The organism is Pannonibacter sp. I15F10I1 (assembly GCF_900185665.1).
In the GTDB taxonomy this organism is placed as follows: domain Bacteria; phylum Pseudomonadota; class Alphaproteobacteria; order Rhizobiales; family Stappiaceae; genus Pannonibacter; species Pannonibacter indicus.
Map to the genome: position 1 here is coordinate 33,607 of NZ_FYAN01000004.1, position 25,264 is coordinate 58,870.

Annotated in this window: 26 protein-coding genes; 7 read left to right on the forward strand and 19 right to left on the reverse strand. The window is 62.5% G+C overall.

Features of this window, described 5'->3' with window-relative positions; genetic code table 11:
- Positions 1 to 687 carry a fumarylacetoacetate hydrolase family protein gene (locus tag IF10I1_RS03160; RefSeq protein WP_186391173.1) on the forward strand — a complete coding sequence of 229 codons (687 nt, stop codon included), beginning with the start codon at positions 1 to 3 and terminating at the stop codon, positions 685 to 687.
- 16 nt (positions 688 to 703) lie between these two features.
- Here the strand turns inward: IF10I1_RS03160 and IF10I1_RS03165 are convergent, their stop codons facing one another.
- The 3 genes from IF10I1_RS03165 to IF10I1_RS03175 form a co-directional block, all read right to left on the reverse strand.
- Positions 704 to 1,756: a methyl-accepting chemotaxis protein gene (locus IF10I1_RS03165; protein ID WP_122520593.1), complete on the reverse strand. Its 1,053-nt coding sequence runs from the start codon at positions 1,754 to 1,756 to the stop codon at positions 704 to 706.
- Positions 1,757 to 2,067: 311 nt separating this feature from the next.
- Entirely contained in the window at positions 2,068 to 4,065 is a 1,998-nt protein-coding gene (locus IF10I1_RS03170) for a tetratricopeptide repeat protein (protein ID WP_186391174.1), read from the reverse strand.
- A 210-nt stretch (positions 4,066 to 4,275) separates the two neighbouring features.
- Positions 4,276 to 5,169: a GyrI-like domain-containing protein gene (locus IF10I1_RS03175; protein ID WP_186391175.1), complete on the reverse strand. Its 894-nt coding sequence runs from the start codon at positions 5,167 to 5,169 to the stop codon at positions 4,276 to 4,278.
- Positions 5,170 to 5,276: 107 nt separating this feature from the next.
- Here IF10I1_RS03175 and mbfA point away from each other — a divergent pair, with 107 nt between their 5' ends.
- The 4 genes from mbfA (at position 5,277) to IF10I1_RS03195 (ending at position 7,898) form a co-directional block, all read left to right on the forward strand.
- Positions 5,277 to 6,260: an iron exporter MbfA gene (gene mbfA / locus IF10I1_RS03180; RefSeq protein WP_186391176.1), complete on the forward strand. Its 984-nt coding sequence runs from the start codon at positions 5,277 to 5,279 to the stop codon at positions 6,258 to 6,260.
- Between the two features lie 166 nt (positions 6,261 to 6,426).
- Entirely contained in the window at positions 6,427 to 6,792 is a 366-nt protein-coding gene (locus IF10I1_RS03185) for a hypothetical protein (protein WP_208977565.1), read from the forward strand.
- A 153-nt stretch (positions 6,793 to 6,945) separates the two neighbouring features.
- Positions 6,946 to 7,416, forward strand: coding sequence for a MaoC family dehydratase (locus tag IF10I1_RS03190; RefSeq protein ID WP_186391178.1), 471 nt, complete (start codon positions 6,946 to 6,948; stop codon positions 7,414 to 7,416).
- Positions 7,413 to 7,898 carry a MaoC family dehydratase gene (locus tag IF10I1_RS03195; protein ID WP_050474979.1) on the forward strand — a complete coding sequence of 162 codons (486 nt, stop codon included), beginning with the start codon at positions 7,413 to 7,415 and terminating at the stop codon, positions 7,896 to 7,898. Before IF10I1_RS03190 ends, IF10I1_RS03195 begins: the two co-directional genes overlap by 4 nt.
- A gap of 128 nt (positions 7,899 to 8,026) precedes the next feature.
- Here the strand turns inward: IF10I1_RS03195 and IF10I1_RS03200 are convergent, their stop codons facing one another.
- The 12 genes from IF10I1_RS03200 to IF10I1_RS03255 all read right to left on the reverse strand — a co-directional run bounded on the left by IF10I1_RS03200 (position 8,027) and on the right by IF10I1_RS03255 (position 20,562).
- Entirely contained in the window at positions 8,027 to 8,506 is a 480-nt protein-coding gene (locus IF10I1_RS03200; RefSeq protein WP_050474978.1) for a GNAT family N-acetyltransferase, read from the reverse strand.
- A 9-nt stretch (positions 8,507 to 8,515) separates the two neighbouring features.
- Positions 8,516 to 9,169, reverse strand: coding sequence for a 5,6-dimethylbenzimidazole synthase (gene bluB, locus IF10I1_RS03205; protein WP_050474977.1), 654 nt, complete (start codon positions 9,167 to 9,169; stop codon positions 8,516 to 8,518).
- Between the two features lie 2 nt (positions 9,170 to 9,171).
- Positions 9,172 to 9,720, reverse strand: coding sequence for an adenine phosphoribosyltransferase (locus IF10I1_RS03210; RefSeq protein ID WP_050474976.1), 549 nt, complete (start codon positions 9,718 to 9,720; stop codon positions 9,172 to 9,174).
- Between the two features lie 149 nt (positions 9,721 to 9,869).
- Positions 9,870 to 10,751 carry an S-methyl-5'-thioadenosine phosphorylase gene (locus IF10I1_RS03215; protein ID WP_186391179.1) on the reverse strand — a complete coding sequence of 294 codons (882 nt, stop codon included), beginning with the start codon at positions 10,749 to 10,751 and terminating at the stop codon, positions 9,870 to 9,872.
- Between the two features lie 141 nt (positions 10,752 to 10,892).
- On the reverse strand, positions 10,893 to 11,747 hold the full coding sequence (locus IF10I1_RS03220; protein ID WP_050474974.1) for a cytochrome c1: 855 nt from the start codon (positions 11,745 to 11,747) through the stop codon (positions 10,893 to 10,895).
- Between the two features lie 24 nt (positions 11,748 to 11,771).
- Positions 11,772 to 13,037, reverse strand: a complete 1,266-nt coding sequence (locus IF10I1_RS03225) for a cytochrome b/b6 (RefSeq protein ID WP_050474973.1) — start codon at positions 13,035 to 13,037, stop codon at positions 11,772 to 11,774.
- A gap of 23 nt (positions 13,038 to 13,060) precedes the next feature.
- On the reverse strand, positions 13,061 to 13,621 hold the full coding sequence (gene petA, locus IF10I1_RS03230; protein ID WP_019963925.1) for a ubiquinol-cytochrome c reductase iron-sulfur subunit: 561 nt from the start codon (positions 13,619 to 13,621) through the stop codon (positions 13,061 to 13,063).
- A 283-nt stretch (positions 13,622 to 13,904) separates the two neighbouring features.
- A complete protein-coding gene (locus IF10I1_RS03235) occupies positions 13,905 to 15,743 on the reverse strand; it encodes an ABC transporter ATP-binding protein (RefSeq protein ID WP_186391180.1) in 1,839 nt (612 codons plus the stop codon).
- Positions 15,727 to 16,182: a hypothetical protein gene (locus IF10I1_RS03240; protein ID WP_157757141.1), complete on the reverse strand. Its 456-nt coding sequence runs from the start codon at positions 16,180 to 16,182 to the stop codon at positions 15,727 to 15,729. Before IF10I1_RS03240 ends, IF10I1_RS03235 begins: the two co-directional genes overlap by 17 nt.
- A 599-nt stretch (positions 16,183 to 16,781) precedes the next feature.
- A complete protein-coding gene (locus IF10I1_RS03245) occupies positions 16,782 to 18,125 on the reverse strand; it encodes a methyl-accepting chemotaxis protein (RefSeq protein ID WP_050475027.1) in 1,344 nt (447 codons plus the stop codon).
- A gap of 104 nt (positions 18,126 to 18,229) precedes the next feature.
- Positions 18,230 to 18,634, reverse strand: coding sequence for a DUF2177 family protein (locus IF10I1_RS03250; protein ID WP_050474970.1), 405 nt, complete (start codon positions 18,632 to 18,634; stop codon positions 18,230 to 18,232).
- A 65-nt stretch (positions 18,635 to 18,699) separates the two neighbouring features.
- A complete protein-coding gene (locus tag IF10I1_RS03255) occupies positions 18,700 to 20,562 on the reverse strand; it encodes an ABC transporter ATP-binding protein (protein WP_186391181.1) in 1,863 nt (620 codons plus the stop codon).
- Between the two features lie 162 nt (positions 20,563 to 20,724).
- Here IF10I1_RS03255 and IF10I1_RS03260 point away from each other — a divergent pair, with 162 nt between their 5' ends.
- Together IF10I1_RS03260 and hemF are read left to right on the forward strand one after the other, a co-directional pair.
- Positions 20,725 to 21,195, forward strand: coding sequence for a tRNA (cytidine(34)-2'-O)-methyltransferase (locus IF10I1_RS03260; RefSeq protein WP_186424360.1), 471 nt, complete (start codon positions 20,725 to 20,727; stop codon positions 21,193 to 21,195).
- A 117-nt stretch (positions 21,196 to 21,312) separates the two neighbouring features.
- Positions 21,313 to 22,239, forward strand: a complete 927-nt coding sequence (hemF, locus tag IF10I1_RS03265) for an oxygen-dependent coproporphyrinogen oxidase (protein WP_122520600.1) — start codon at positions 21,313 to 21,315, stop codon at positions 22,237 to 22,239.
- Between the two features lie 4 nt (positions 22,240 to 22,243).
- Here the strand turns inward: hemF and IF10I1_RS03270 are convergent, their stop codons facing one another.
- The 4 genes from IF10I1_RS03270 to IF10I1_RS03285 are packed head-to-tail and all read right to left on the reverse strand — an operon-like array spanning position 22,244 to position 25,105.
- On the reverse strand, positions 22,244 to 23,488 hold the full coding sequence (locus IF10I1_RS03270) for a CCA tRNA nucleotidyltransferase (RefSeq protein ID WP_186391183.1): 1,245 nt from the start codon (positions 23,486 to 23,488) through the stop codon (positions 22,244 to 22,246).
- A 35-nt stretch (positions 23,489 to 23,523) separates the two neighbouring features.
- Positions 23,524 to 23,784, reverse strand: a complete 261-nt coding sequence (locus tag IF10I1_RS03275) for a DUF6111 family protein (RefSeq protein ID WP_050474966.1) — start codon at positions 23,782 to 23,784, stop codon at positions 23,524 to 23,526.
- Positions 23,784 to 24,470 (reverse strand): CoA pyrophosphatase, encoded by a 687-nt coding sequence (locus IF10I1_RS03280; protein WP_058900708.1) that lies wholly within the window; start codon positions 24,468 to 24,470, stop codon positions 23,784 to 23,786. Before IF10I1_RS03280 ends, IF10I1_RS03275 begins: the two co-directional genes overlap by 1 nt.
- Before the next feature lie 5 nt (positions 24,471 to 24,475).
- Positions 24,476 to 25,105: a DUF1285 domain-containing protein gene (locus IF10I1_RS03285; protein ID WP_050474964.1), complete on the reverse strand. Its 630-nt coding sequence runs from the start codon at positions 25,103 to 25,105 to the stop codon at positions 24,476 to 24,478.
- Between the last annotated feature and the right edge of the window lie 159 nt (positions 25,106 to 25,264).

Sequence of the window (25,264 nt, forward strand, 5' to 3'; positions counted from 1 at the left end):
ATGACGAGCTTTGTGATTGACGTTCCGAAGATCCCCGCCCTGCCCGTGGCAGGCACTGATGCGCTGTTTCCGGTGCGGCGGGTCTATTGCATCGGCCGCAACTATGCGGCTCATGCGGTGGAGATGGGGCACGATCCGAGCAAGGAACCGCCGTTCTTCTTCCAGAAGAACCCGGACAATCTCGATGCCTCCGGCACCTTCCCCTATCCGGGCAAGACGGCGGATGTGCATCACGAGGTGGAACTGGCGGTGGTGCTGAAGTCCGGTGGCAGCGGCATCACGGTGGCCGATGCGCTTTCCCACGTCTATGGCTATGCGGTGGCCCTTGATATGACCCGCCGTGACCTGCAGGCGGTGGCCAAGGACATGGGCCGCCCCTGGGACACGGCCAAGGCCTTCGAGCATTCCGCGCCCATCGGCTCCGTGGTTCCGGCCAGTGTCTGCGGTCATCCGCAGGCAGGCGCCATCACCCTCTCCGTCAATGGCACCCTGCGCCAGAGTGGCGATCTCAACCAGATGATCTGGAAGATCCCGGAAATGATCGCCTATCTGTCGGACTATTTCACGCTGGCCGCTGGCGACGTGATCCTGACCGGCACGCCCTCCGGCGTCGGTCCGGTTGTGCGCGGCGACAGGCTGGAGGCCAGCGTCGAGGGCTTTGCACCGCTGACTGTCGACGTCGTGTGATCAGCCTGCGGGCCCGTCACAGCTTCTGGCGGATGACACCGTACCAGCCAAGGCCCGCATAGGTCTCGTAACCCGGCGTCCTGTGGAAGGCGACTGTGGCACCGTCCCGGTCCACATAGAAACCATGCTCCTGGCCGCCGGTCTGGAGCTGGAACTGCTCGCTCAGCACGCCCTTGCCATCCGATGAGGCCAGCACACGGCCATTGCCGCTGACCAGCATCACGCGCGAGCGCTCCCGCTCCTGCGGTGTCAGGCGTACGCCGTCGACAATCGCCTTCGCCTGCGGCTCCCAGTCGAAGTGGACAGCCAGCATGCCGATCGGACGGCCATTGCTGCGCCCTCCCTCCCGCACGCTGGCAAGATACGTCGCCACCTGCCCGTTGCCGAGCAGAGGCTCGCGGGAGATCTCGTCCGCCACATAGTCATCACCGGAGCGCAGGGACCGGCCACGGCCGAACCAGCCGCGGGAAGACACATCCGCGCCGGCAACCTTGAAGCGGTCCGGGCGGCCATTGGCGATCACCCGGCCGTTGAGGTCACACAGCCACAGATCCGTATAGACCGTATAGGCCCCGAGAATGACGCCCAGCCGCTCGCTGGCATAGGCAACCGCCTCCGGCGTGGAGTTCTCCGCACAGCCAGCGACGGCCGAATCCGTCGCCCACCAGCGCACGTCACAGGTGCGTTCATAGAGGTTGCGGTCGATCAGTTCGATGGCGTTGAGCGCCAGATCCGTCAGGCGCGAGCCCTGCGCCTGCAGGGCCATCTGGCGCGTCAGCGTTTCCAGCGCCTCGATTTCGCCCGCCAGCTCCTTGGCCAGCGCGCCGGAAATGCCCTCGACGGCGGTGGAAATCTCACGCACTTCCTGCGCCACCACCAGAAAGCCGCGGCCCTGATCGCCTGCGCGGGCGCTCTCGATCATGGCATTGAGCGCCAGCATCCGCAGCCGCCCCGTTACGTCCCGGATCTGGCCAACCTTTGTTGTGGTCAGTTCACGCACCTCGGAGGTTCGTTCCACGATGTCGGACAGCGCCGGGGCACGCTCCGTATCGGCAATCAACTGATCCATCTAAATATCTACCTGCCGCACAGCCCCGGAGAGCCTGAAATCAGGAAGATATTACTGTCAAAAATCACTAACAAATCGGAAACCGGGAGCAGCTCCAGAATAATTTCATCAACGGTAGCGGACACTTGCACCTATTTGCCTAACGTCAAGCCAAAAGCAAAACAAATAGGCAGTTCCGGATGCAGGGATTTTTTCCTGCGCCCATCCAAACAGGCCACGCAGATATTTTTGTTCAAAAAACAGGCAGCAACCCCGTGCACGTTCGCCGTCAACACCGATTTGGCTGACCAAGGAGGGATATCGCGCTCCTTCTAACAAGCAGTCCTTTGGTCTCGAAGCATCTCTGCAAATGCATCTTCAAGGCCCCGGACGTACCGGTCAATGTCGAACAAAGCGGCAGTACCGCGCCCCTCAGCCAGCCGCAACTTGAAGGCTGCAATCTGATCCGGGTTTTTAGCGAGTGAGATCGCCAATGCCTCATACTCTTGAAGAGAATGCGTGACCAATTCAGGCAGTCCAACCGCGTTGTTGAGGCTCGCCGCGACACGTCCTGCAAACGTGTCCCCCAGGCATGTCAGCACTGGCAAGCCCGCCCAGAGGGCATCACTCGCTGTGGTGTGGGCATTCACGGGCACAGTATCGAGAAACAGGTCCGCCACAGCGTGCCGCGCAAGGTGAGAGGCAAGAGGAAGCTTTGGTGCAAACACCAGCCTTTCCGGCGACACCCCACGCTCCAATGCGGCCTTGCGGAGATTTTCCCGGGTTTGACTTGCGCTGTCGAACAGCCAGAGAACCGCACGGTCTACACCCTTCAGAATGCGCATCCAGACATCGAAGACTTGTTCCGTTATCTTGTAGGTGTTGTTAAAGCAGCAAAAGACGAAAGCGTCTTCCGGCAGGCCATGCATATTCCGCGATTGGATATGATCATCTATCTGCCGATGGCTGTTCGGCTGATAGCTTCCTGGCAGTCTGATCACTTTCTCGCTGTAGAACTGCTCATGGCCAGCGGGAATGACGGTTTCATCAGCGACGATGTAGTCGATGAACCCTGCCCCCATCGTGCCCGGATAGCCAAGATAGTTCACCTGAATGGGAGCTGGCCTGTAGGCAAGGATCTGCGTCCTTGCGCCACGTGTATAGCCCTTCAAGTCGATCAGAATGTCGATTGAATCTCCGCGGATGAGCTTCGCCGCCTCAAGATGAGACTTTCCACGCAGGTCGGTGAAGTGATCGAAGGCGCGTTCCAGCCTTGCCCGCATCCCGCTGCCATCATCCTCGCCAATCGAGTATCCGTACACCTCAAAACGGTTGCGGTCATGCCTTTCGAACAATTCGCAGGCCAGATAAGCGGTAGCATGCTCGTGAAAATCGGCTGAGAGGTACCCGACCCGGATCTTTGCCCGGTTCGCCGCGATTTCTGGGTTGAAACGCATTTCACATGCCGCCTCGAGATCGCGGGACCATTTTCGTGCCCATGCCAGCTGAGCCTGCATGTCTCCGCCGGTAGCAAGGATGCTGAAGGGAGGAACAGGCTTGATCTCAGCTCTCTCAGGATCGGCTATTCCGGGAACTGGCGCCGGCCATTCGCACACTTGCCGCTTGAGGTAAGCTTGCGCAAACATTGCCTCGCTGTCACCTGGGCTTAATTGACGGGCAATCGCATATGCAGACAGGGCTTCTTCATACAGACCCATTGCCGAGCAAGCTTCACCCAAACTCAAGTGAGCGCTCTGGTGCGAGCGGTCAAGCTGGATAGCCCGCTTGTACGCATCAAGGGAAGATTTCACATCCCCGCGATCGCGCAGAAGCTCCCCCAGAAGGAAGTGTGTTTCGGCACGCTGCGGGTCGAGACGCAGGGCCATCTGATAGGCCCCAAGAGCATCATCAGCATGTCCCTGCTTGAACAGCAGGCTGCCAAGGGCTGCATGCGAATGAGCGTTGCCGGGCCGCAGAGTGACAGCTTTGCGGGCAGATCTGACCGCCTCCGCAAGATCACCCGCAGCCGCCAGCACAATGCTCAGATTGCTATGCGCCTCTGCATAGTCAGGGCGCAGGGAGATGGCTTTCTGGATCAATTCGATGGCGGCGTGATGGTTCAGTCTCTGATGCGCAATCAGCCCAAGATGATGAACGCAACCGGCGTCTGCGGGATCCATCGACAGGACGCGCTTGTAAAGCGTTTCAGCCTGCTCCAGACGCCCTGCCTGATGCGCTGCGACGGCAGCATCCAGCAACCTCCTCTTGGGCGTAGAGAGCCCATCGTTTTTGCTACGTGCGCTCACAATCCGCCGCTGCTTGCGATTCATTGCTTCACTCTCATTGGCTTGCTTCTTCTCGCAACGCTAGAGAATGGAGCTTGTGTGAACCTATTAGGTGCCGCCCTCCGGGCCGAAATGCCACGCCAAGAGGGGCTTGTCTTCGCGCTTTCCCCTATGGCCAGGGCGGGCGGTCCACAGCGGCCGGATCGCGGCGCGCGGCGAAGGCTTTGCGCCGCTTCTGGTCGAGGTGATCTGCCCCTATTTCAACGGCAGGCAGATGTCGGTCAGAAGATCGGACGGGGCCGTGTCGCGAGGGTTGTTCAGGTAGATTTCCATGGCCGGCCCATCCGCCGGCTCATGGCCAGACGCCGGCAGCCAGGTGCCGTAGAGCCAGTCATAGGCGGCCTTCATGTCCGCATACGGCCCCTTGTGCCGCAATACGGCATAGCGCTGCGCCGGAACCTCGATGCGCTCCAGCGGCGCAGACAAGGCGATGTCCTGCCGCAGCTCGACCGCTGCGGCCGAACGCAGCTCCTGCTCCGGCACCACGGACGGATCGCTGTAGTAAAAGCCGATCAACATGCCTGTCTTGTCCATCAGGCCACGACTGGCAAGGCTGCCGATCAGATGTTCAAAGGCACGGCCGATTTCGATGTAAGGGCCCTTGTGCGCGATGCCGGCCAGCACGCGCTGCGGTTCCTGGCGGATGACGATGTCATGCATGGGAGAAGCTCCAAGGTCAGCCGGCCGCTTGCGGGCCGGCGGTGTCCAGTCCTTGTCAAAGCGGCGATGCGGACCCGCGTCCCGGTATGTGGCCGGCGGCAGGCCATAGGACTGACGGAAGGCGCGGGTGAAGGCGGTCAGGCTGCCATAGCCTGCCTCCCGTGCCAGCCGTTCCAGATCCGTCTCGCCCCTGGCCAGCGCCGTGGCTGCCCGCTGCATCCGGAGCCGCCGGACCATGGCAACCACACTTTCACCGAAACATGCCTGCCACACCCGGTGCCAGTGCCACCGCGACATGGCAGCGATATCGGCGAGCTGATCGAGATCAAGCGGCTCGTCGAGATGATCATGCACATGCTCGATGACGCGGGCGAAGCGCCGTTCGTAGGTTCTGGCCGGGGTCAGGTCCGAAGGGGGCTGGAAGGTCATGTTGCTCGCTCACTTTGACGCACTGGGCCTATCATGGGTGGTTTTGACATATCTTGCGGTTTAGATTGCGGGGGGTTCCCTCATCCTTTCCTGATCGGATCGCGCAGATGTTCTCCCGGTTTCTGTCGACTGGCCGCCGCGACTTTTCATCGCTGAGCGAGGCCGAAATTCTCGCCCTCGCGATCTCGTCCGAAGAGGACGACAGCCGGATCTATAAGGCCTATGCCGATGGGCTGCGGGATGATTTTCCCGCCTCTGCCGCCGTGTTCGATGCCATGGCGGAAGAGGAGAATGGCCACCGGCAGCAATTGATTGTCCTGTTCCAGGACCGCTTTGGCGACAGCATCCCGCTGATCCGGCGCGAGCACGTGCGCGGATATTACACCCGCAAGCCCGACTGGCTGGTCCGTCCGCTCGGCCTTGAAAAGGTGCGGGCGATGGCGGAGCAGATGGAGGATCAGGCCGCCCGCTTCTACGAGGAAGCTGCAAAGCGCACCAGCGATGCCGCCACCCGCAAGCTCTTGGGCGATCTCGCCATGGCCGAACGCGGCCACGAGAGCCGTGCAGAGGCCCTCAGCGAGAGCCTGACCCCCACGGATGTGCGGGCCGAGGAAGACAAGACCGCCCACCGCCAGTTCATTCTCACCTATGTGCAGCCGGGCCTTGCCGGGCTGATGGATGGCTCCGTCTCGACGCTGGCCCCGATCTTTGCGGCAGCCTTTGCGACGCAGGACACCTGGCAGACCTTCCTCGTCGGCCTGTCCGCCTCCGTTGGTGCGGGCATTTCCATGGGCTTCACGGAAGCTGCGCATGATGACGGGGTGCTGTCGGGGCGCGGCTCTCCACTGAAGCGCGGTCTCTCGTCCGGTATCATGACGACGGTTGGCGGACTTGGCCACGCCCTGCCCTATCTCATTCCGGATTTCTGGACAGCCACCAGCCTGGCTGCGGCCGTCGTCTTCATTGAACTCTGGGCCATTGCCTGGATCCAGAACCGTTACATGGACACACCTTTCTGGCGCGCCGCCCTGCAGGTGGTTCTTGGCGGATCACTGGTGTTCGCCGCCGGGGTACTGATCGGCAATGCCTGATAACTTCTTTGTCATATATACATCCAGTGATTGCATTATATCAATGCACGTTGATTATCGATACTAAGCGTCAGCTTTACAGGCTGTCGCAGCGGTGGTCTTGCTTTTCATGGAGCCTGCGGGCTGCGAAGAGTCGCAACTTGCCCATGGCTCTGTGGGGAGCATGATGAAAAGCTTCAATTTTTTTGCAGCGGCAGTTGCCGCAACCTTGACCGCAACCGCACCGCTGATGGCGGCCGGAACCGGGCAGGAAGGCTACTTCCAGATCTACAACAACACGGACAGCAACACGGTCGTTGGCTTCTACACCAACGGCGGTGACGGCTGGAGTGACAACTGGCTGAGCAACCGTCTGGCTCCGGGCGACAATGTGCGTGCCACCTTCCACGCCAATTCTGGTCCCTGCGAGCAGACTTTCCAGGTGGGCTGGCTCGGGACGGACGGCAGCGAAGTGCTGGACGACCCGATCTCCATCGACATCTGCGAAGCCTCGAACGTCTATCTGGACGACAACGAGATGTATTACGATTGAGGCCAATCGCCGGAGCGGGCGGCGGCCGCCCGGATCTGGCGCATGGTCTGACCCGCTGGCATTCAAGCTCCGCCAAAAGGAGCATTTGCCAGAAGCGGAATGAGCCCCATCAACCACTGGCGCGGGCGGTCATGGCAAGATAAAACAAGTCCCATGACCGCCCACCGCTACTTCGAAGACTTCTCGCCCGGCGAGACCATCCCCCTCGGCACGAAGACCGTCACGAAGGATGAAATCATCGCCTTCGCTGCGGAATTCGACCCTCAGCCCTTTCACCTTGATGAAGAGGCCGGCAAGGCCTCGCTGCTGGGCGGCCTCGCCGCATCGGGCTGGCACACCGCATCCATGTTCATGCGCATGCTGGTGGACGGGCTTCTGGCGCAGTCCGCCGGTCAGGGCGCGCCGGGCATAGACACGCTCACCTGGCGGCGACCGGTCTACCCGGGCGACACGCTGAGGGCGGAAGCCAAGGTGCTGAGCTGCCGCCGCTTGCGCTCGCGGCCCGGTCTTGGGCTCGTCACCTTCGCTTTTTCCGTCTTCAATCAGAACGGTGACACCGTGATGGTGCTGGAAAACCCGATCCTCTTCACCTGCCTTGAGCCAGCAGCGGAGGCGGGCGCATGAGAACCTGGTTTGACGAGATGGAGCTGGGCGAGCGCGTCGAGCTTGGCTCCCACCACTTCACGGCCGAAGACATCGTCCGCTTTGCCGCCGCCTTCGACCCTCAGCCCTTCCACCTGACGGAAGAAGGTGCAGCGGCCACACACTTTGGCCGCCTCTGCGCCTCCGGCTGGCACACGGCCTCCGCCTTCATGCGCCGTCTGATCCTGACCATGCAGGAACTGGACGCGGCCACGCTCGCTCGCGGGGAAACCCCGGTGGAGCGCGGCCCCTCGCCCGGCTTTGAAAACCTCAAATGGATCAAGCCCGTCTTTGCCGGCGACACCATCACCTACGCCAGCGTCGTGATTGCGAAGGATGATATCCCGCAGCGCCCGGACTGGGGTGTGCTGCGCGGCCGCAATGAGGGCACCAACCAGAACGGCGAACTGGTCTTCAGCTTTGAAAGCAAGGTCTACCTCCGACGCAGGCCGCAGCAGGCCTAACCTTCGTATTGCCGCAGCCTGGTACCAACTCTCGATGAGCTTGGCCCATCAAGAGCTGCTCAAGCCCGTGCGGCGCCTGAGCCATTTCAAGGCGTGATGCGTCAGCATCGAGAGCCTTGGTACAAAGCCTAAAGGCTGCGGCCGAGCACCACTTCGTCATGCAGCGGAATGCCGTATTCGCCCATGAGCGGGATTTCGGGCTTGAGCTGGCGCTCGTCATCAATGACGCCCTGCACGATCCGCTCCAGCCGGAAGCCACGCCGCTGATAGAAGCGGAAGGCATCCAGATTGTCATTCGATGTGCGCACCATCAGCCGGGTCATGCCATGACCGCGCGCATCATTGACCACCGCATCCAGCAGCTGCGTGCCCGTGCCTGCCCAGCGGCTGAGCGAATCGAGGGTCAGAATTTCCCATTCGCTCTCCCGGCGGATGACCGTGACAGCCCCGGCGAGTTGCCCGTCGTCCTCCGCCAGAAAGCCCGGCAGTGCCGAGGCATCGACCATGACGCCATCCAGCAGGATCTCCACGCCCGCCCACCGCTCTTCCAGCAGCTGTGCGAGCGACGCCCGGTCCTTGTCTTCAATCGGCCTGATGATGACTGCCAAAGGTTCCTCCTAACGGATGAAAATACGCCCTTCGAGCGGTGTGCGGGCCTGCCAGCCCTCCCGCTCCAGCTCCGGCACCAGATGCTCTTCCTCGGGAAAGCCGAGGCAGAGATAGCCGATCAGCTCCCAGCCGGACGGCACGTCCAGCGTTGTCTTCACGGCCTGCGGATCGATGATCGACACCCAGCCGAGCCCCACGCCATGCATGCGCGCGGCAAGCCACAGGCACTGGACCATGCCAACGGCCGAGAAGGCAAGTGTCTGCGGCATCGTTGCACGGCCAAGCCCATGGCCCTGCTCCGGGTCCGGATCGCAGAAGACCGCCAGCTGAACCGGCGCTTCGCGCAGGCCAGCCAGCTTGAGCCTTGCGTAAAGCTCCGCCTTTTCGCCCTCATAGGCAGCAAGGGCGCGGTTGTTTTCCTGCTCGAACAGCCTCGTCACCGCGTCCCGCCGGGCTTCGCTTTCCACCCGGACGATGCGCCAGGGCTGACTGTTGCCCACGGACGGCGCAAGGTCGGCCAGCGCCAGAACCTCGTCCAGCAGGCCATCCGGCAGACTGTCCTTGCGGAAGCGGCGCACATCACGCCGCCAGTGCAGCAGATCGGCAAAGGCAGCCCTGAACGCAGGGGAAAAATCCGGTCCGTGCCCGTGCTGCCCCGCCATGGTCAATGCCCCGGGAAAGACAGCAGCGTGCGCACCGGCACGCCCATGGCTTCCAGCCGCTGACGCCCGCCCAGGTCCGGCAGGTCAACGATGAAACAGGCGGCGACAATCTCCGCCCCCTGCCCGCGCAGCAGCTTGCAGGCAGCCTCCGCCGTACCGCCGGTGGCGATCAGGTCATCAACCACGATCACCCTGTCGCCCGGATTGATGGCGTCGCTGTGCATCTCGATTTCATCAAGGCCATATTCCAGCGAATAGGCAACGCTGACCGTCTGCCAGGGCAGCTTGCCTTTCTTGCGGATCGGCACAAAGCCGGCAGACAGCTGATGCGCCACGGCACCGCCCAGAATGAAGCCGCGCGCCTCGATACCGGCAATCTGCTCCACCTTGGAACCGGCCCAGGGCTGCACCAGCGCATCCACGGCCCGGCGGAAGGCGCGGGCATTGCCCAGAAGGGTGGTGATGTCGCGGAACAGGATGCCGGGCTTGGGGTAATCCGGGATCGTGCGGATGGCCTGCAGCAGCTCGTCGGAAACGCTGGGAATGTCCATATCGTCCTCTTAGGGCGCGTCGTGTCTTGAGTGGCCACTGCCCCGGGGCAGAGCCCCGGCTGCAGGGCCTTTGCCAGATCTTATATCAAGGCGCAGCTGCCGGGGGCAAAGGCATTACCACCTTGCCCACGGCCAATGCGCCGCAGCGCTCAGCCCCTGTCGAAAAGCACCCGGCCTGCCACGGCATCAAGCTTCGCCAGCAAGGCCGGGTCGCGCCGCTCCGGCGCGGTCATGATTGCATAGTCGAGGGCCCTGTCCGAGCCGACGGGGCAAGGCTCATGCTCGCGCGGCAGATCACGGGCAAGGCGCGCCACCAGCTGCTGGGCGTGATGGGCATTGTCATGCAGCACCTTGATGATCTGCTGGATATCGACCTCGCCATGGTCCGGGTGCCAGCTGTCATAGTCGGTCACCATGGCAACCGTCGCGTAGCAGATCTCCGCCTCGCGGGCGAGCTTGACCTCCGGCATGTTGGTCATGCCGATCACATCACAGCCCCAGGAACGGTAGAGGTGGCTCTCTGCGAGGGAGGAGAACTGCGGCCCCTCCATGGCCAGATAGGTGCCGCCGCGCCGGTATTTGAGGTCTTCCGCCCGCGCAGCCGCTTCCACATGATCGACCAGCCGGGGGCTGACCGGATAGGCCATGGACACATGCGCCACGCAGCCCGTGCCGAAGAAGCTCTTCTCCCGCGCAAAAGTCCGGTCGATGAACTGCTCCACCAGCACGAAGGTGCCGGGCGCCAGTTCTTCCTTCAGCGAGCCGCAAGCCGAAACGGAGATGAGGTCCGTAACGCCGCAGCGCTTCATGACATCAACATTGGCGCGGTAATTGATCTGCGAGGGAGAATGCAGATGGCCGCGGCCGTGACGGGGCAGGAACACCACCTTGAGGCCATTGATCTGGCCGATCCGCACCGCATCGGATGGCTCGCCCCAGGGGCTGCCGACGCCAACCCACTCCGCCCCCTCAAGGCCCGGCAGATCATAGATCCCCGACCCGCCAATCACGCCCAGAACCGCCTCAGTCATCGGCACCCCCAAATCAGACCGGCCTGATTAGGTCCGGTTTGCCGGTGCTTGTCAAACCCGGCAAGAGCCCCGGAAAATGCGAAGGGCCGCCCCATGGGACGGCCCTTCTCAGCATTTGCGGTCACCCGGCGGATGCCGGTATCAGTGCTCGACGTTGCGCCACAGCTTCTTCTTGGTGAAGTAGAGCATCGAGGCGAAGACGATCAGGAAGATCATGACCCGGAAGCCCATCTTCTTGCGCTCTTCCATGTGCGGCTCAGCGGCCCACATCAGGAAGGCGGAGACGTCACGGGCGTACTGATCCACCGTCATCGGCGTGCCGTCGGTGTAGTCGACCTGCTCATCCGAGATCGGAGGGGCCATGCCGATGAAGGAGCCGCTCATGAAGGCCGGATTGTAATACTGGCCTGCAGGAACCGTGACACCCTCCGGCACTTCCTCGTCGTAGCTCACGAGCAGCGCATGCACATAATCGGCGCCCTGCTCGTTGTACTGGGTGAAGGCGTCGAAGATGAACCACGGGAAACCGCGGTGGGCAGCACGGGCCTTGGCGATCAGCGAGAAGTCCGGCGGATAGGCGCCGCCATTGGCCGCACGGGCCGCCTGCTCGTTCGGGAACGGCGAGGGGAAGCGGTCGGCCAGAATGGCCGGACGCTCGAACATGTCGCCCTCGTCATTCGGTCCATCAACCACGGTATAGTCTGCCGCAATTGCCTTGGCCTGATCTTCGGTGAAGCCCGGGCCGCCCGGCTGCGCCAGGTTGCGGAAGGCCACGAACTTCAGGCCATGGCACGAGGCGCAAACCTCGCGGTAGACCTTGAAGCCGCGCTGCAGCTGGGCCTTGTCATAGGTGCCGAAGGGACCTGCGAAGGACCACTGCTCACGCGGGATGTGCGGCCCCTCACCCGCTGCGAAAGCGGGCGAGGCGATGGCAACCGCGAGGGTTGCGGCAAGCGATACGCCAAGGGCGCGGACGGTCTTGATCATGGTGCTCATTTCAAAAACTCCTGACCCTTTCCGTCACTTCGTCTGAGGTGCAGCAACTGCAGCCGCCGGCTTGCCGGAACCGCTTGCCAGCACCGCTTCGGAGATCGAGGCCGGCAGCGGCAGCGGCTTCTCAAGGAAGCCCAGCAGCGGCAGGATGATCAGGAAGTGGGCGAAGTAGTAGATCGTGCAGATGCGCGACAGGATCACGTAGATGCCTTCTGCCGGCATCGCACCGAGATAGCCGAGGGCCACCGCGTTGATTGCGAAGATCCAGAAGAACTGCTTGAACAGCGGGCGGTAGACGCCCGAGCGGACCTTGGACGTGTCGAGCCAGGGCAGGACGAACAGGATGGCAATGGCGCCAAACATGGCCAGAACGCCGCCGAGCTTGTCCGGCACCGCACGCAGGATCGCGTAGAACGGCAGGAAGTACCATTCCGGCACGATATGCGCCGGCGTCACCAGCGGATTCGCTTCGATATAGTTGTCGGCATGACCCATGTAGTTGGGCACGTAGAAGACGAACCAGGCGAAGAGGATCATGAACACCACGATCGCGAAGGCATCCTTGACCGTGTAATACGGATGGAACGGAACCGTGTCCTGACCGGACTTCGGCTGCACGCCCGTCGGGTTGTTGTTGCCCGTGGTGTGGAAGGCCCACACGTGCAGGATGACAACGCCGAAGATCATGAACGGCAGCAGATAGTGCAGCGAGAAGAAGCGGTTCAGCGTCGGGTTGTCGACGGCGAAGCCGCCCCAAAGCCAGGTGCGCACGGCTTCACCCACCAGCGGGATCGCCGAGAACAGGTTGGTGATCACGGTGGCGCCCCAGAAGGACATCTGGCCCCAGGGCAGCACGTAGCCCATGAAGGCGGTGCCCATCATGATGAGGAAGATGATCACACCCAGGATCCACGAGATTTCGCGCGGGGCCTTGTAGGAGCCGTAGTAGAGACCGCGGAAGATGTGGATGTAGACGGCGATGAAGAACATCGACGCGCCGTTGGAATGCAGGTAGCGGATCAGCCAGCCGAAGTTCACATCACGCATGATGTGCTCGACGCTGTAGAAGGCTGCCGTGGTGCTGGGGGTGTAGTGCATCACCAGTACGATGCCGGTGATGATCTGCGAGATCAGCATGAAGAAGAGAATGCCGCCGAAGGTCCACCAGTAATTGAGGTTCTTCGGGGTCGGGAAATCGACGAAAGAGCCGCGAACGAGCGAGATGACCGGCAGACGGCTCTCAAGCCACTTCGCCGCCGCGCTCTGCGGAACGTAATTGGAATGTCCAGCCATGGCTGTCTCCTGGGGTCTACCGGTCAACCGATCTTGATCTTGGCGTCTTCAACAAACGCAAACGGCGGTACGAGGAGGTTCTCCGGAGCAGGCCCCCGGCGGATACGCCCTGCAGTGTCATAGTGCGAACCATGGCACGGGCAGAACCAGCCATCGAAGTCGCCGGCATTGCCCAGCGGCACGCAGCCCAGATGGGTGCAGATGCCGACCATGACGAGCCAGGCTTCCTTGCCTTCGGCGGCGCGATTCGCGTCGGAGGCATCGGCGGTATCGGACAGGTTGAGGTTGCGCGCCAGTTTGTCCGGCAGTTCGGACAGCGGCACAGCCTTGGCCTCTTCGATCTCCTTGTCCGTACGCTGACGGATGAAGACCGGCTTGCCGCGCCACTTCACGGTGATCGACTGCCCCACCTCGACGGCGGAGACGTCCACCTCGATGGAGGCCAGAGCAAGAGCCGAAGCGTCCGGGTTCATCTGGTCGATGAAGGGCCAGGCGACAGCGCCCGCGCCCACAACGCCCATGGCGCCGGTCGCAAGATAGAGGAAATCACGGCGGGTCGGTTCCGCCGAATCCGTATGAGCCAAGGTCGCGTCCTCTCGAAACCTGTTTAACGTATACCGAATGCCCACAGGCAGACAGCCTCGCCCTCCCCTCCGGAACGGTCGGCTGCCCGGCGCGGGCATTAACGGCAAACGGGTGCGGCAATCGCCCGCACCACACCAAGCGGTGGTCTTTTTGCACCGTTCTGCCGCATTGTCCAGATGACCTTCGGCCAGAACGCTAAATGTCGCACCGCTTGGGATGCCGTCATCACCTTTTTGATGCCCTGAAAAGGCCCCAATTGAAAGCCGGATCGTTTGATCTGGATCAAACTTCTGCAGCTGACTGCAAAAATCCGCCAGACTGATGCGACCACAGCTGTGCATAGAGGCCGCCCCGGGTCAGCAGTTCTTCATGACGCCCCTCTTCGATGATTCGGCCCTTGTCCATGACGATGAGCCGGTCCATAGCCGCGATGGTCGACAGGCGGTGCGCGATGGCAATCACCGTCTTGCCTTCCATCAGGTCGAAGAGACTGTCCTGAATGGCTGCCTCCACCTCGCTGTCCAGGGCGGATGTCGCCTCGTCCAGCAGCAGGATGGGGGCATTTTTCAGCAGAACCCGGGCAATGGCAATCCGCTGGCGCTGTCCGCCGGACAGCTTCACGCCGCGTTCACCCACCTGGGCCTGAAGGCCGCTGCGCCCGTCCCTGTCCTCAAGTCCCTGAACGAACTCAAGGGCATGGGCCTTGCGCAGAGCCTCGATCACCTCCGCTTCCGACGCCTCCGGCTTGCCGTAGGCGACGTTCTCATAGATGGACCGGTGCAGCAGCGAAGTATCCTGCGTAACAACACCGATATGAGCGCGCAGGTCATCCTGGCGGACACGGGCGATATCCTGCCCGTCGATACGGATTGAACCGCTCTCAAGGTCATAGAACCGCAGCAGCAGATTGACGAGGGTGGACTTGCCCGCGCCGGAGCGGCCGATGAGACCGATCTTTTCGCCCGGACGGATCGTCAGATCTAGCGCATCGATGACACCCTTGACCTTGCCATAGTGGAAGGAGGCCTTGTCGAAGACGATCTCGCCTTTGGTGACCGTAAGAGGCGCTGCATCCGGCACGTCCTGCACCTCCCGCTCACGCGCAATGGTGCCGATGCCGTCCTGCACCGTGCCGACGTTTTCAAACAGGCCCGCCACTTCCCACAGGATCCATTGCGACATGCCCTGGATACGCAGGACGAGCGATACGGCCACCGCCACATCGCCAGTGGTGACCACTTCATGCTGCCACAGGAAGATGGACAGCCCGGCCGTGGAGAACAGCAGCAGCGTGTTCAGCGTGTTCAGCGAGATGTTCAGCAGCGTCACGTAGCGCATCTGGCCGAAGACGGTCTTCATGAAGCCCATCATCGAATTGCGGGCATATTCTTCCTCACGCCTTGCATGGGAGAAGAGCTTGACCGTCGCAATGTTGGTGTAGGCATCCACCACGTGGCCGGTCATCACCGAGCGGGCATCCGCCTGCTCCTGCGAGATCGCCTTGAGGCGGGGAATGAAGACACGCAGCACGCCAACATAGGCAAAAGTCCAGACCACCAGCGGAATCGCGAGATAGAGGTTGGCATCAGCGATGACGATCAGCGCGCTGGTCAGATAGACCAGCACATAGACCATCATGTCGACGATCCGCGTCACCACTTCGCGCACGGCCAGTGCCGTCTGCATCATCTTGTTGGCGATGCGGCCGGCAAAGTCGTTGTGGTAGAAGGTCATGCTCTGGCGCAGCAGATAGCGGTGCACGCGCCAGCGCACGGACATGGGATAGGTGCCGATCACGCCCTGATGGAACAGCAGCTCCCAGAAGGCCTGCGTCAACGGCAGGCACAGCAGGATGACACCGGCCATGAGCGAGAGCTTCACCCAGTTGTCGGTCCAGAACGTCGCCCGGTTGGCCTCGCCCAGCCAGTTGACCAGATCGCCCAGGAAGGCAAAGATCGCGACCTGAAAGATCGCGATCATCGCCCCCAGCACACCGACACCGGCCAGCAGCGGCCAAAGCGGCTTGGTATAGTACCAGCAGAAGGCCCCAAACCCCTTCGGCGGCACATCCAGCTTAAAGTCCGCGAAGGGATCGATCAGACGTTCAAATCTGGAAAACATTGTTCAACTCCAGAGATTTACGGCCCTCGCCCGCGGACCGGGCAGAACCGCGCAGACGCCTGATTTTAAGGCGCTGCCAATAGGGACGGCGGCCACCGAAGGCCAGCGAAAAGACGAAACTGACCAGCGCACCGGCAAGCACCAGCGTGCCAAGGAACAACTCGATCAGATGCGTGCGGTACTGAGCCGCGCTTTGCACCGCATTGCCGATCCGGACAGCCTCCAGCGACCACAGGTCAGCGAGGAGAACCGGCAGGAAAATCAGCATGGCGGCACCAGCCGTTGCAGCGGAAAAGACGGCAACAGCCGCCCCGCCAAGGGCCAGGCGCTGGCGCCAGGACAGCGTCACCCGCGGCAAGGACGCAGCAAAGTCATCCGGACGCGGCAGGTCCGGCGGATAAGGCAGATCGAAAGGATCCAAAGGATAACGAACAGACATGGTTCTGCTCCAGACGGAATCGGACTGATGAGGCACGGCTGGCGGAACGCGCAAATGAAAGACGCGCAGCACCGGAGGAGTCCGGTTACGCTTGAAGCCAGTCGCTATTCAGCTGGAATGTTTTGAAACGCCGTCTCAGGCTGCCGGGTGGCAGGAGATGGGAAACGGGCCCACGAGAGCAGGGGCTACGGTCATATGGACACGTGACGTATTGGTCATGAATACCCCTCCTCTGTTAGCTCGGTTGACGGCAATAGACAGCGCGGCAGAACGCGCCTGACTTTCTTAAACTGTTCGGTTGAAATCGCAAGGCCTCAAGCACAGCTCAAACATGCTTTACCTTCCGCCTGTTGCCATGAGGCAACAATGCAACCAGTCCTTGAGGGGCTCCGCCCCCTTCTCCAGCGCCTGTCCGGATCAGAGTGAACCTGACAGACGCCGGGTTTCTTTGTTTTCATTTGTCTTTTCGGGAAAACCGGTGGCCGCTTTCCCCTGACAAACTCCGGGCCCGCCTTCAGGCACGCCCTCCGTCTGCGGGCGGACAAAAAAATGCGGCGGAACCCGTCCGCCGCATGACATCGTCCTGTGGATTGCCTGCCTCAGGCTGCGCGGATGCTGGTGAGGAACTGACTCACCTGCGTCTGCAGGCTGGCGGAAAGATGGGTGAGTTCACCCGCTGCCGCGTGCATTTCATCCGTGGCCGAGGTGCTGGCCTGCATTGCTTCTGCAAGGCGGTTCATGTTGCCCCCCACGCGCTCGGTGCTGGCATTGGCCACGTGGACCGAACGGGAAATCTCACCGGTCGCCTGCATCTGGCTCTGAACCGAGCCATGAACGGCTTCGGAAATCTGGCTGATCTGCTCGATGGTCGCGGTGATGGAGCGGATCGCCCCGACCGCCTGCTCCGCCACGAACTGCACGGAGGCCACCTGGGAGGTGATTTCTTCCGTTGCCTTGGTGGTCTGGCCGGCCAGAGCCTTCACCTCATTGGCCACCACGGCAAAGCCGCGGCCCGCTTCGCCCGCACGCGCCGCCTCGATGGTGGCATTCAGGGCGAGAAGGTTGGTCTGGTTGGCAATCTGGCTGATGAGTTCGACAACTTCGCCGATCTGACGGCCCGTCTCCGACAGGCGGCCGACGATTTCATCGGTCTGGCGGGCTTCAAGCACGGCAGCGCTGGCGATCTGGGAAGCGTTTTCGACATCACGGCCGATGGTCGAAATGGAGACTGCCAGCTCTTCGGCAGACTGGGACATGACACGCACCGACTGACCGGCCTCTGCCGTTGCGGTGGACACTTCATCCACGGCGCGGGAGGAGTTGCCGACCGCCTGACGCAGATCAAGGGCATTGCCGCCAACCGCATGCGCCGTGCTGGTCAGCGCTTCCACGACGCTGATGACCGAGCGTTCGAAGTCGCTGGCCACGTCGTGCATCAGTTCCCGGCGCTCCTGTTCCATCTGGGTCTGCTGGGCCGCCTGGAGTTCAACTTCCTCCTTGGCGCGGGCTGCCAGCTTTTCACGGAACTGGACAACGGAGCGCGCAATGGCACCGATTTCATCGCTACGGCTGGCACCGTCGATATTCACATCCAGTTGCCCCTGGGACAGAAGATCAAGACCATCCTGCAGCCGGTTGAGCGGCCGGGCGACGCCCAGGGCCAGCACCACGGCCAGTGCCAGGAAGGCAATACCGATGGGCGAGCAGACAAGAACAATCTGCAGCATCTGATCGATGATCAGGCCATCAAGCAGCGAGGAGGCCTGCGGACCGAGAAAAGCCTGTGCCTGCGACGGGTCCCCCAGAGCAGAGGTCAGCGCTTCACGGAACACATAGAACGCATACCCCGTGCCGGCCACCATGATCAGGGCCGACGTCACAACCAGGACAAGAAACCGGCCAAGGATCGAAAGGCGGATGCCCGTACTTACATTATCGTGCATGTCCATTCCCGATGGTCAGAAGAAACGTTCTTCGGTCCGATACCATGGGCAATAGTACTAGGCAGCGAGCGTAAAGATTTTCTTCACGCGAAGGGATAAATCGTTCAGGACAACAGCTTATTCGTGATGGCATAGCCAGCGGCAGCCGATACCGCACTGAGGAATGCGCCCCAGGCAATGTCAACGAAAACAACCTCCAGCGGCCAGTTTCTGAGAGTTGCATAATTTGTCATGTCATAGGTTGCATACGCAATAAAACCTAGGACCGCACCACAGACCACTGCTGTCCAGATGCTTTCAGACTTCAGTGCAGGCAGCACAGCGAAGAAGACAAGACCGCCGACGTAAAGCAGATAGAAAATCGCCGCCGCACCGAGATTGGGCTTGTCCATCATCAGATGCCCGATGCGGTCAAAATAGAAACGCGTTGCCACTTTTCCGAGCCATACCGCGTCAATCGCAAGAAATACGGCGGCAGTGGCAAGGTAGGCGGTGATGATCTGACCCATGCGGAAGTCCCCCTTCTGGGAGATCTTACGTGGCCTCACGTCTGCCGGATCACGCAAGACGGATGTCACCTTTCCTCAACAGCCATCATTTCCCCGGCAGGCAGGAACCCGCCGGACTGGCGCTCCCACAGATCCGCATAGAGCCCGCCGCGCGCCAGCAGCGCGTCATGGGTGCCCTCCTCGACGATCTTACCCCCGTCCATGACGATCAGCCGGTCCATGGCCGCGATGGTGGAAAGACGGTGGGCGATGGCCAGCACCGTCTTGCCCTGCATCAGCGGCATCAGATTGTCCTGAATGGCTGCCTCGATCTCTGAATCCAGTGCGGAGGTCGCCTCATCCAGCACCAGAATGGGTGCATTCTTCAAGAGCACGCGCGCAATGGCGATGCGCTGGCGCTGGCCGCCGGAGAGTTTCACCCCGCGCTCGCCCACCTGCGCCTCGAAGCCGGAGCGGCCCTTGCTGTCTTTCAGGTTCAGGATGAACTCCAGCGCATGGGCCTGCCGCGCCGCATCCTCAAGCATCGCCATGGTGGCGTCCGGCCGACCATAGGCGATGTTCTCGCGGATGGAGCGGTGCAGCAGCGAGGTGTCCTGCGCCACCATGCCGACCTGCGCCCTGAGCGAGGCCTGCGTCACCTGCCGGACATCCTGACCGTCCACCAGAATGCGCCCGCTCTCCACGTCATGGAAGCGCAGCAGCAGGCTGGCCAGCGTCGACTTGCCCGCCCCCGAGGGGCCGACGATGCCGATCTTCTCCCCGCCCTTCACCGCAAAGCTCAGATCATCGATGACGCCCCCGCGCTTGCCATAGTGGAAGCTCACCTTGTCAAAAACGATCGCGCCCGCGCTGACCATCAGCGCCGGAGCGCCCGGCTGGTCCGTGACGGCAATGGGACGTGTCAGCATGTCGACACTGTCCTGCAATGTGCCGAAGGAGCGGAACAGGGAGTTGAGCTGGCCCAGCATCCGCCCCAGCAGAAGATTGAGCCGCAGCGCCAGCCCCAGCGCCACCGCCACATCGCCGGCCGTCAGGATACCATCCTGCCACAGCACAAGAGAGAACCAGCCGATGCTCACCATCATGACGCTGCTCAGCAGCGACATCAGCGAGCGCACTTCGGTCAGGTTGCGGGTGAAGCGTTTGAGCACCGCAAGGTAGCTCTCGAAAATCGCCCGCACACCGGCCTGTTCGCTCTCGCGGCTGCTGAACAGCTTCACCGTCTGGATGTTGCTGTAGGTGTCGACCAGCCGGCCCGTCGCGCCGGAGGCGGCATGGGCAGCGGCGCGGGAATGGTTGCGGATGCGCGGCACATAGTAGCGGGCGATCACCGAGAAGACCGCCAGCCAGACGAGAATGGCCGCGCCAAGGCGCCAGTTCAGTTCGCCCAGCAGCAGCAGCGTCGCCAGAGCATAGACCGCGATGTACCAGACCACCTGCAGCAGCGTGACCATGAACTCGCCCGCCGCCTGCCCGGCCTGCCAGACCTTGGACGAAATGCGGCCCGCGAATTCGTCGTGAAAGAAGGCGATGCTCTGGTCCATGATCCGCTGATGCGCCTGCCAGCGCACGCGGGCATAAAAGCCGGGCACCACGGTCTGCTCTTCAACGCCTGCGGTGAAGAAGGCCAGCACCGTGCGCAGCACCAGCACAACGGCCGCCATGCCTGCGAAAAGCTGCCAGTTCTGCGTGAAGAGTTCGTCCTTCGGCGTGGTCTGCAGCAGATCGACGATGATGCCGATGAAACTGTAGAGCCCTGCTTCCACCAGAGCTGTCGCCCCGCCCAGCAGCAGCATGGCCACGAAGGGCCAGGGCGACTGGCGCACGAGGAACCACAGATAGGCGCCTGCGGTGACGGGCAGTTTTCCGGCGGGCGCAGAAACGAAGGGGTCAATCCAGCCTTCAAGGCGGCGCAAAATTCTGTTCAAAGGCTTGGTCCGGTTTCGAGATGTCCCCTTGCAGGGTTTTAGCACCCGCACCGGGAATGGCCAGCCGCAAGGGGCTTAAATTGCTGTAATGACTTGCCGCAGGCTGCAAGGGACATGCTCCAGCCGCTGGACAAACGGCGGAAAACCGGGCACTGCGTGGCCATGCCTGACCTTGCCCTTTACCAGCCGGATATCCCGCAGAACACCGGCACCATGATCCGCATGGCCGCCTGCCTTGATGTGCGCGTGCACCTGATCGAGCCGGCCGGCTTTCCCCTGTCCGGCAGCGCGCTCAAGCGGGCCGGGATGGATTATCTGGAGCGGGCCGCCCTCATCCGCCACCTCGATTGGGCCGCTTTCGAGGAGGCACGCAAGGCTGCCGGGCGGCGGCTGGTGCTGCTGACAACTAAAAGCACCCTGCCCTACACGGACTTCACCTTCGGGCCGGACGACATGCTGCTGCTGGGCCGCGAAAGCGCGGGCGTGCCCGATGCCCTGCATGACAGCGCCGATGCGCGGATCACCATCCCGATGGCTGCAGGCATGCGCTCGCTGAATGTCGCGGTTTCCACCGCCATGGTGCTGGGAGAGGCCCTGCGCCAGACCGGAACCTTTCCAATCCCGTCCCGTTGACCTCCGGCAGGACAGATCACCGCTTTGCAAATCGCGGCAGGGGCTTGATAAGAAGAGCCAGAATCAGCCGCCCCGGCTCAAGCGCATGGCGGCAACAGAAATGACGAAGGAGCGCCCATGACCAAGGCAGCCGAGCCCACACGCGGCGGACCCGTGCCCGCAGATATCGAGACCAAGAAGACTGTTGCGCCAGAGTGGTTTGCCAGCCTGCGCGACCGGATCTGTCAGGCTTTCGAGGATCTGGAGGACGAGATCGGCGCGAAGGGCGGACCGCTGGCGGATCAGCCGGCCGGCCGTTTCGTCCGCACCCCATGGGAGCGCACCGACAGCAGCGGCGCCAAGGGCGGCGGCGGCGTCATGTCGATGATGCACGGCCGGGTGTTCGAGAAGGTGGGCGTGCATGTTTCCACCGTCCATGGTGAATTCTCGCCCGAATTCCGGGGCCAGATCCCCGGCGCTTCGGAAGACCCGCGTTTCTGGGCGTCGGGCATCAGCCTGATCGCCCACCCGCAGAACCCGCATGTGCCGGCGGTGCACATGAACACCCGCATGGTGGTGACGACGCGCCAGTGGTTCGGCGGCGGCGCCGACCTGACGCCGGTGCTCGATGCCCGCCGCACCCAGACGGACCCGGATTCCATCGCCTTCCACAAAGCCATGGAAGAAGCCTGCGCCCCGCACAAGAATGCGGATTATCCGCGCTACAAGGACTGGTGCGACGAGTATTTCTTCCTCAAGCACCGCAACGAGCCGCGCGGCATTGGCGGCATTTTCTACGACTATCTGAACTCCGGCGACTGGGACGCGGATTTTGCCTTCACCAAGGACGCCGGCCTTGCCTTCCTCGGCATCTATCCCGAGCTGGTGCGGGCGAACTTCGAAAAGCCCTGGTCAGAGGCAGAGCGCGAGGAACAGCTGATCCGGCGCGGACGATATGTGGAGTACAATCTTCTCTACGACCGCGGCACGATCTTCGGCCTCAAGACCGGCGGCAACGTCGCCTCGATCCTGTCCTCCATGCCGCCCGTGGTGAAGTGGCCGTAAGCCTTCATTTTGCGGCAACCGCGGCAAGAAGCTCGTCGCGGGCTGCCCGGTAGTCCGAGGCGGCCCAGAGGCGGCGCAGGTGCTCCATCGCAGAGCCAAGCGCCGGGCCTTTCGGCACGCCTGCGGTGATGAGATCATGCCCCGTCAGCGGAAACACCGGAATGTCCCAGCTTCGGGCCAGCTCATGCAGGCCAACAAAACCCGCTTCATCCCGGGCGGCCGAACGGGTGCGGGCGTGGGCAAGAATGAGGGCTTCTTGCGCCGTCTCCCGCCCCCAGGCCAGCATCTGCGCCTTCAGCACGGCTGCAGGATCTGACGCCTGCCGCAGGGAAGCGGACCCTTCGACGGCGCGGAACATCACACTCCGCTCCTGATTGGACAGGCGCCAGCGGCGGGCGATGCGCCCGGCGTCTTCGCCGACGAAACCGGTAAGGCAGGCAAGTGCCAGAATGGGCGAGCGAGCTTCCGGCAGTTCATCACTGAGAGACTTCAGCGCGGCAAGGCTGGCAAGACGGGCCACACCACCCGTCAGCAGCGGCAGAATGCCCGTCCCTTCCATGACCGCGATCACCGGCGGGCAGGCTCCGACGGCAAGGATCTTCTTCATCTCCGCGCCGATCCGCTCCGCCGAAAGCTGCGTCAGCCCGTCACGCAGGCGCACGGAAGCGGACAGGCCCTCATCATCCGTCGGGCCGGCGCCATAGGTGGCATGAAAGCGGAAGAAGCGCAGGATGCGCAGATAATCCTCGCGGATACGGTCCTCCGCCCGGCCGATGAAACGCACCCGGCGGGCAAGGCAATCCTCCAGCCCGCCACCGAGCGGATCATGGATCGTGCCGTCAGCGCCGCAATAGAGCGCATTCATGGTGAAATCACGCCGGGCCGCGTCATGCGCCCAGTCCCGGCCGAAACGCACCACCGCGTGGCGGCCGAAGGTTTCCACATCCTCGCGCAGGGTGGTCACCTCAAAGGGCTCGCCGGAACTGATCACCGTCACAGTGCCATGGTCTATGCCGGTGGGCACAGCCTTCAGTCCGGCAGCTTCCGCCCGCTCCATCACCTGCTGCGGCAGGGCGGTGGTGCACATGTCCACGTCACGGATCGGCTCGCCCAGCAGCGCATTGCGCACCGCCCCGCCCACGGCCCGCACTTCGTCGCCATCCTTCTGCAAGGCATGGAAGACGCGCTGGATCGCAGCGCCGCGCAGCCATGGCACGGCAGAATCGGGGAGCTTGCGGGGCAAGGTCATGATGTCAGTCGCTTTCGGCGTCCGCGTTTCAGGCCCTATTCATAGCGGCCCGGCACCAGAACACCATCGCGGAATTCCACCGGGCGGTAGGTCTGGCCCTCATGGCCTTCCTTGAAGCTGGCCATCACCACGAAGCTGACAATGACCAGCAGCCCGCCCGCAACGGTCAACCAGAAGATATGGCCCCGGCTCCAGGCCTTGGCCGTCTCCGTTTTCTTCGAGAGCCACAGCCACAGGGCATAGACCGCGAAAGGCAGAAGGAAGAAACCGACCTGGGTGAGTGTAATGCGGAACATCAGGCATAGACCGTTTCATAAAGCGAGCGCACGATGCCGGCCGTGACACCCCAGATGTACCGGGTCTCATAAGGCATGGCATAGAAGTAGCGCGGGCGGCCCTGCCATTCACGGCTTTGGCGCTGGTGGTTTTCAGGCCGCATCAGAAATCCGAGCGGCACGTCGAAGATATCCGCCACTTCGCCCGGATTGGCCGTCAGTGGCGGCAGTTCATGCACGAGGCCCACGACCGGCGTAATCCGGTAGCCGGACCCAGTCAGATAGGGCGATAGGCGGGCGAAGGGCTCGACGGCCGACGGATCTAGCCCGATTTCCTCCTGCGCCTCGCGCAGGGCAGCGGCTTCCGGGCTGCCGTCTTCCGGATCGATCTTGCCGCCGGGAAAGGCGATCTGCCCGCCATGGGCATTGAGATGCGGCGTGCGCAGCGTGAAAAGCACCGAGGCCTCTCCCGGTTCCAGCCCCTGCAGCAGCGGCCTGGCGAGAACCGGGATCAGCACAGCCGCTTCGCGCGGATCCCCCGTCCACTTGGCATAAGGCCCAAGGTCCGGATTGAGAATATGGTCGCCCGTGTCCCGCTCGGCGGCAAAAGGCAGGCGCCGCAGCGCGCGGGAGCGGAAACCTTCAAGAGAAAACAGATCGTCTGCCGCGCCTGGCGTCCGTCCGGTCCGGGACCCGATTGCGTCCATCACGCTCATGACTGGTCTGCGCCTCCCCGTTCCGTCCCGCCCAATGCCCCCTCCGGCAGAGGGAAAAACGCGCCGCCGCTCCACACACCCGGCACCCCGTCCTTTTCCTCGATCAGCTCCGCCAGATCATAGAGCAGCGGACGTGTCAGCCGTGCTTCCAGCCGCCCTCGCACCAGAACATAGGGCACAAGACCATCATTTTCTTCATCCAGCCGGAAACGCAGCGGATTTTCCGGCCCCGCGGCCACCACATCGCCAACATTTGACCGGAACGTGAGCGTCCGTGAGTCGCCTTGTCCGAGGCTGTGCATCTCGACAGCGAGGAACGGCGCATCTGCGACGCGGATGCGGACCTTTTCCACAGGGGTCACAAGATAGTGACACCCGTCCTCGTCCTTCCGCAGCACCGAGGCAAACAGCTTGACCAGCGCCTCGCGGCCAATGGGGGAGCCCATGTAGGACCAGGAGCCATCTTCGTGGATCGCCATGTCGATGTCGCCGCAGAATGGCGGATTCCAGCGCTCTACCGGCGGTTTCTTGCCATCACCGCCGCCCGCACGGGCAATCAGCGCCGCCAGCGCGTCAGCCGGCCGGGCCGGGCCTGCAGAAGTGGAAAGCCGGGTTTCGTCTGTCATCAATCGGGCCGCTGCATCCGCCTTGCTGTTTCTGCCATGGTTCCGCCACCGGGGCACTGTGTGATCCACACTGATCTGGAGCATCGTAGGCCTGTGCACAACCCGGCGCACGGAAAAAAGGCTTATACCGGCCCGGATAAACTGTCAGAGTGAACGGAT

What these genes read in the sequence shown, in the direction of transcription:
- bluB (WP_050474977.1), bottom strand. Translation starts at nt 9,169, where the DNA reads ATGGCGGGGCAGCACGGGCACGGACCGGATTTTTCCCCTGCGTTCAGG.
- IF10I1_RS03165 (WP_122520593.1), bottom strand. Translation starts at nt 1,756, where the DNA reads ATGGATCAGTTGATTGCCGATACGGAGCGTGCCCCGGCGCTGTCCGAC.
- IF10I1_RS03260 (WP_186424360.1), top strand. Translation starts at nt 20,725, where the DNA reads ATGCCTGACCTTGCCCTTTACCAGCCGGATATCCCGCAGAACACCGGC.
- mbfA (WP_186391176.1), top strand. Translation starts at nt 5,277, where the DNA reads ATGTTCTCCCGGTTTCTGTCGACTGGCCGCCGCGACTTTTCATCGCTG.
- IF10I1_RS03195 (WP_050474979.1), top strand. Translation starts at nt 7,413, where the DNA reads ATGAGAACCTGGTTTGACGAGATGGAGCTGGGCGAGCGCGTCGAGCTT.
- IF10I1_RS03190 (WP_186391178.1), top strand. Translation starts at nt 6,946, where the DNA reads ATGACCGCCCACCGCTACTTCGAAGACTTCTCGCCCGGCGAGACCATC.
- IF10I1_RS03210 (WP_050474976.1), bottom strand. Translation starts at nt 9,720, where the DNA reads ATGGACATTCCCAGCGTTTCCGACGAGCTGCTGCAGGCCATCCGCACG.
- IF10I1_RS03250 (WP_050474970.1), bottom strand. Translation starts at nt 18,634, where the DNA reads ATGGGTCAGATCATCACCGCCTACCTTGCCACTGCCGCCGTATTTCTT.
- IF10I1_RS03185 (WP_208977565.1), top strand. Translation starts at nt 6,427, where the DNA reads ATGAAAAGCTTCAATTTTTTTGCAGCGGCAGTTGCCGCAACCTTGACC.
- IF10I1_RS03275 (WP_050474966.1), bottom strand. Translation starts at nt 23,784, where the DNA reads ATGTTCCGCATTACACTCACCCAGGTCGGTTTCTTCCTTCTGCCTTTC.
- IF10I1_RS03280 (WP_058900708.1), bottom strand. Translation starts at nt 24,470, where the DNA reads ATGGACGCAATCGGGTCCCGGACCGGACGGACGCCAGGCGCGGCAGAC.
- IF10I1_RS03175 (WP_186391175.1), bottom strand. Translation starts at nt 5,169, where the DNA reads ATGACCTTCCAGCCCCCTTCGGACCTGACCCCGGCCAGAACCTACGAA.
- IF10I1_RS03235 (WP_186391180.1), bottom strand. Translation starts at nt 15,743, where the DNA reads ATGTTTTCCAGATTTGAACGTCTGATCGATCCCTTCGCGGACTTTAAG.
- IF10I1_RS03160 (WP_186391173.1), top strand. Translation starts at nt 1, where the DNA reads ATGACGAGCTTTGTGATTGACGTTCCGAAGATCCCCGCCCTGCCCGTG.
- IF10I1_RS03245 (WP_050475027.1), bottom strand. Translation starts at nt 18,125, where the DNA reads ATGCACGATAATGTAAGTACGGGCATCCGCCTTTCGATCCTTGGCCGG.
- hemF (WP_122520600.1), top strand. Translation starts at nt 21,313, where the DNA reads ATGACCAAGGCAGCCGAGCCCACACGCGGCGGACCCGTGCCCGCAGAT.
- IF10I1_RS03285 (WP_050474964.1), bottom strand. Translation starts at nt 25,105, where the DNA reads ATGACAGACGAAACCCGGCTTTCCACTTCTGCAGGCCCGGCCCGGCCG.
- IF10I1_RS03225 (WP_050474973.1), bottom strand. Translation starts at nt 13,037, where the DNA reads ATGGCTGGACATTCCAATTACGTTCCGCAGAGCGCGGCGGCGAAGTGG.
- IF10I1_RS03270 (WP_186391183.1), bottom strand. Translation starts at nt 23,488, where the DNA reads ATGACCTTGCCCCGCAAGCTCCCCGATTCTGCCGTGCCATGGCTGCGC.
- IF10I1_RS03170 (WP_186391174.1), bottom strand. Translation starts at nt 4,065, where the DNA reads ATGAATCGCAAGCAGCGGCGGATTGTGAGCGCACGTAGCAAAAACGAT.
- IF10I1_RS03215 (WP_186391179.1), bottom strand. Translation starts at nt 10,751, where the DNA reads ATGACTGAGGCGGTTCTGGGCGTGATTGGCGGGTCGGGGATCTATGAT.
- IF10I1_RS03240 (WP_157757141.1), bottom strand. Translation starts at nt 16,182, where the DNA reads ATGTCTGTTCGTTATCCTTTGGATCCTTTCGATCTGCCTTATCCGCCG.
- IF10I1_RS03220 (WP_050474974.1), bottom strand. Translation starts at nt 11,747, where the DNA reads ATGAGCACCATGATCAAGACCGTCCGCGCCCTTGGCGTATCGCTTGCC.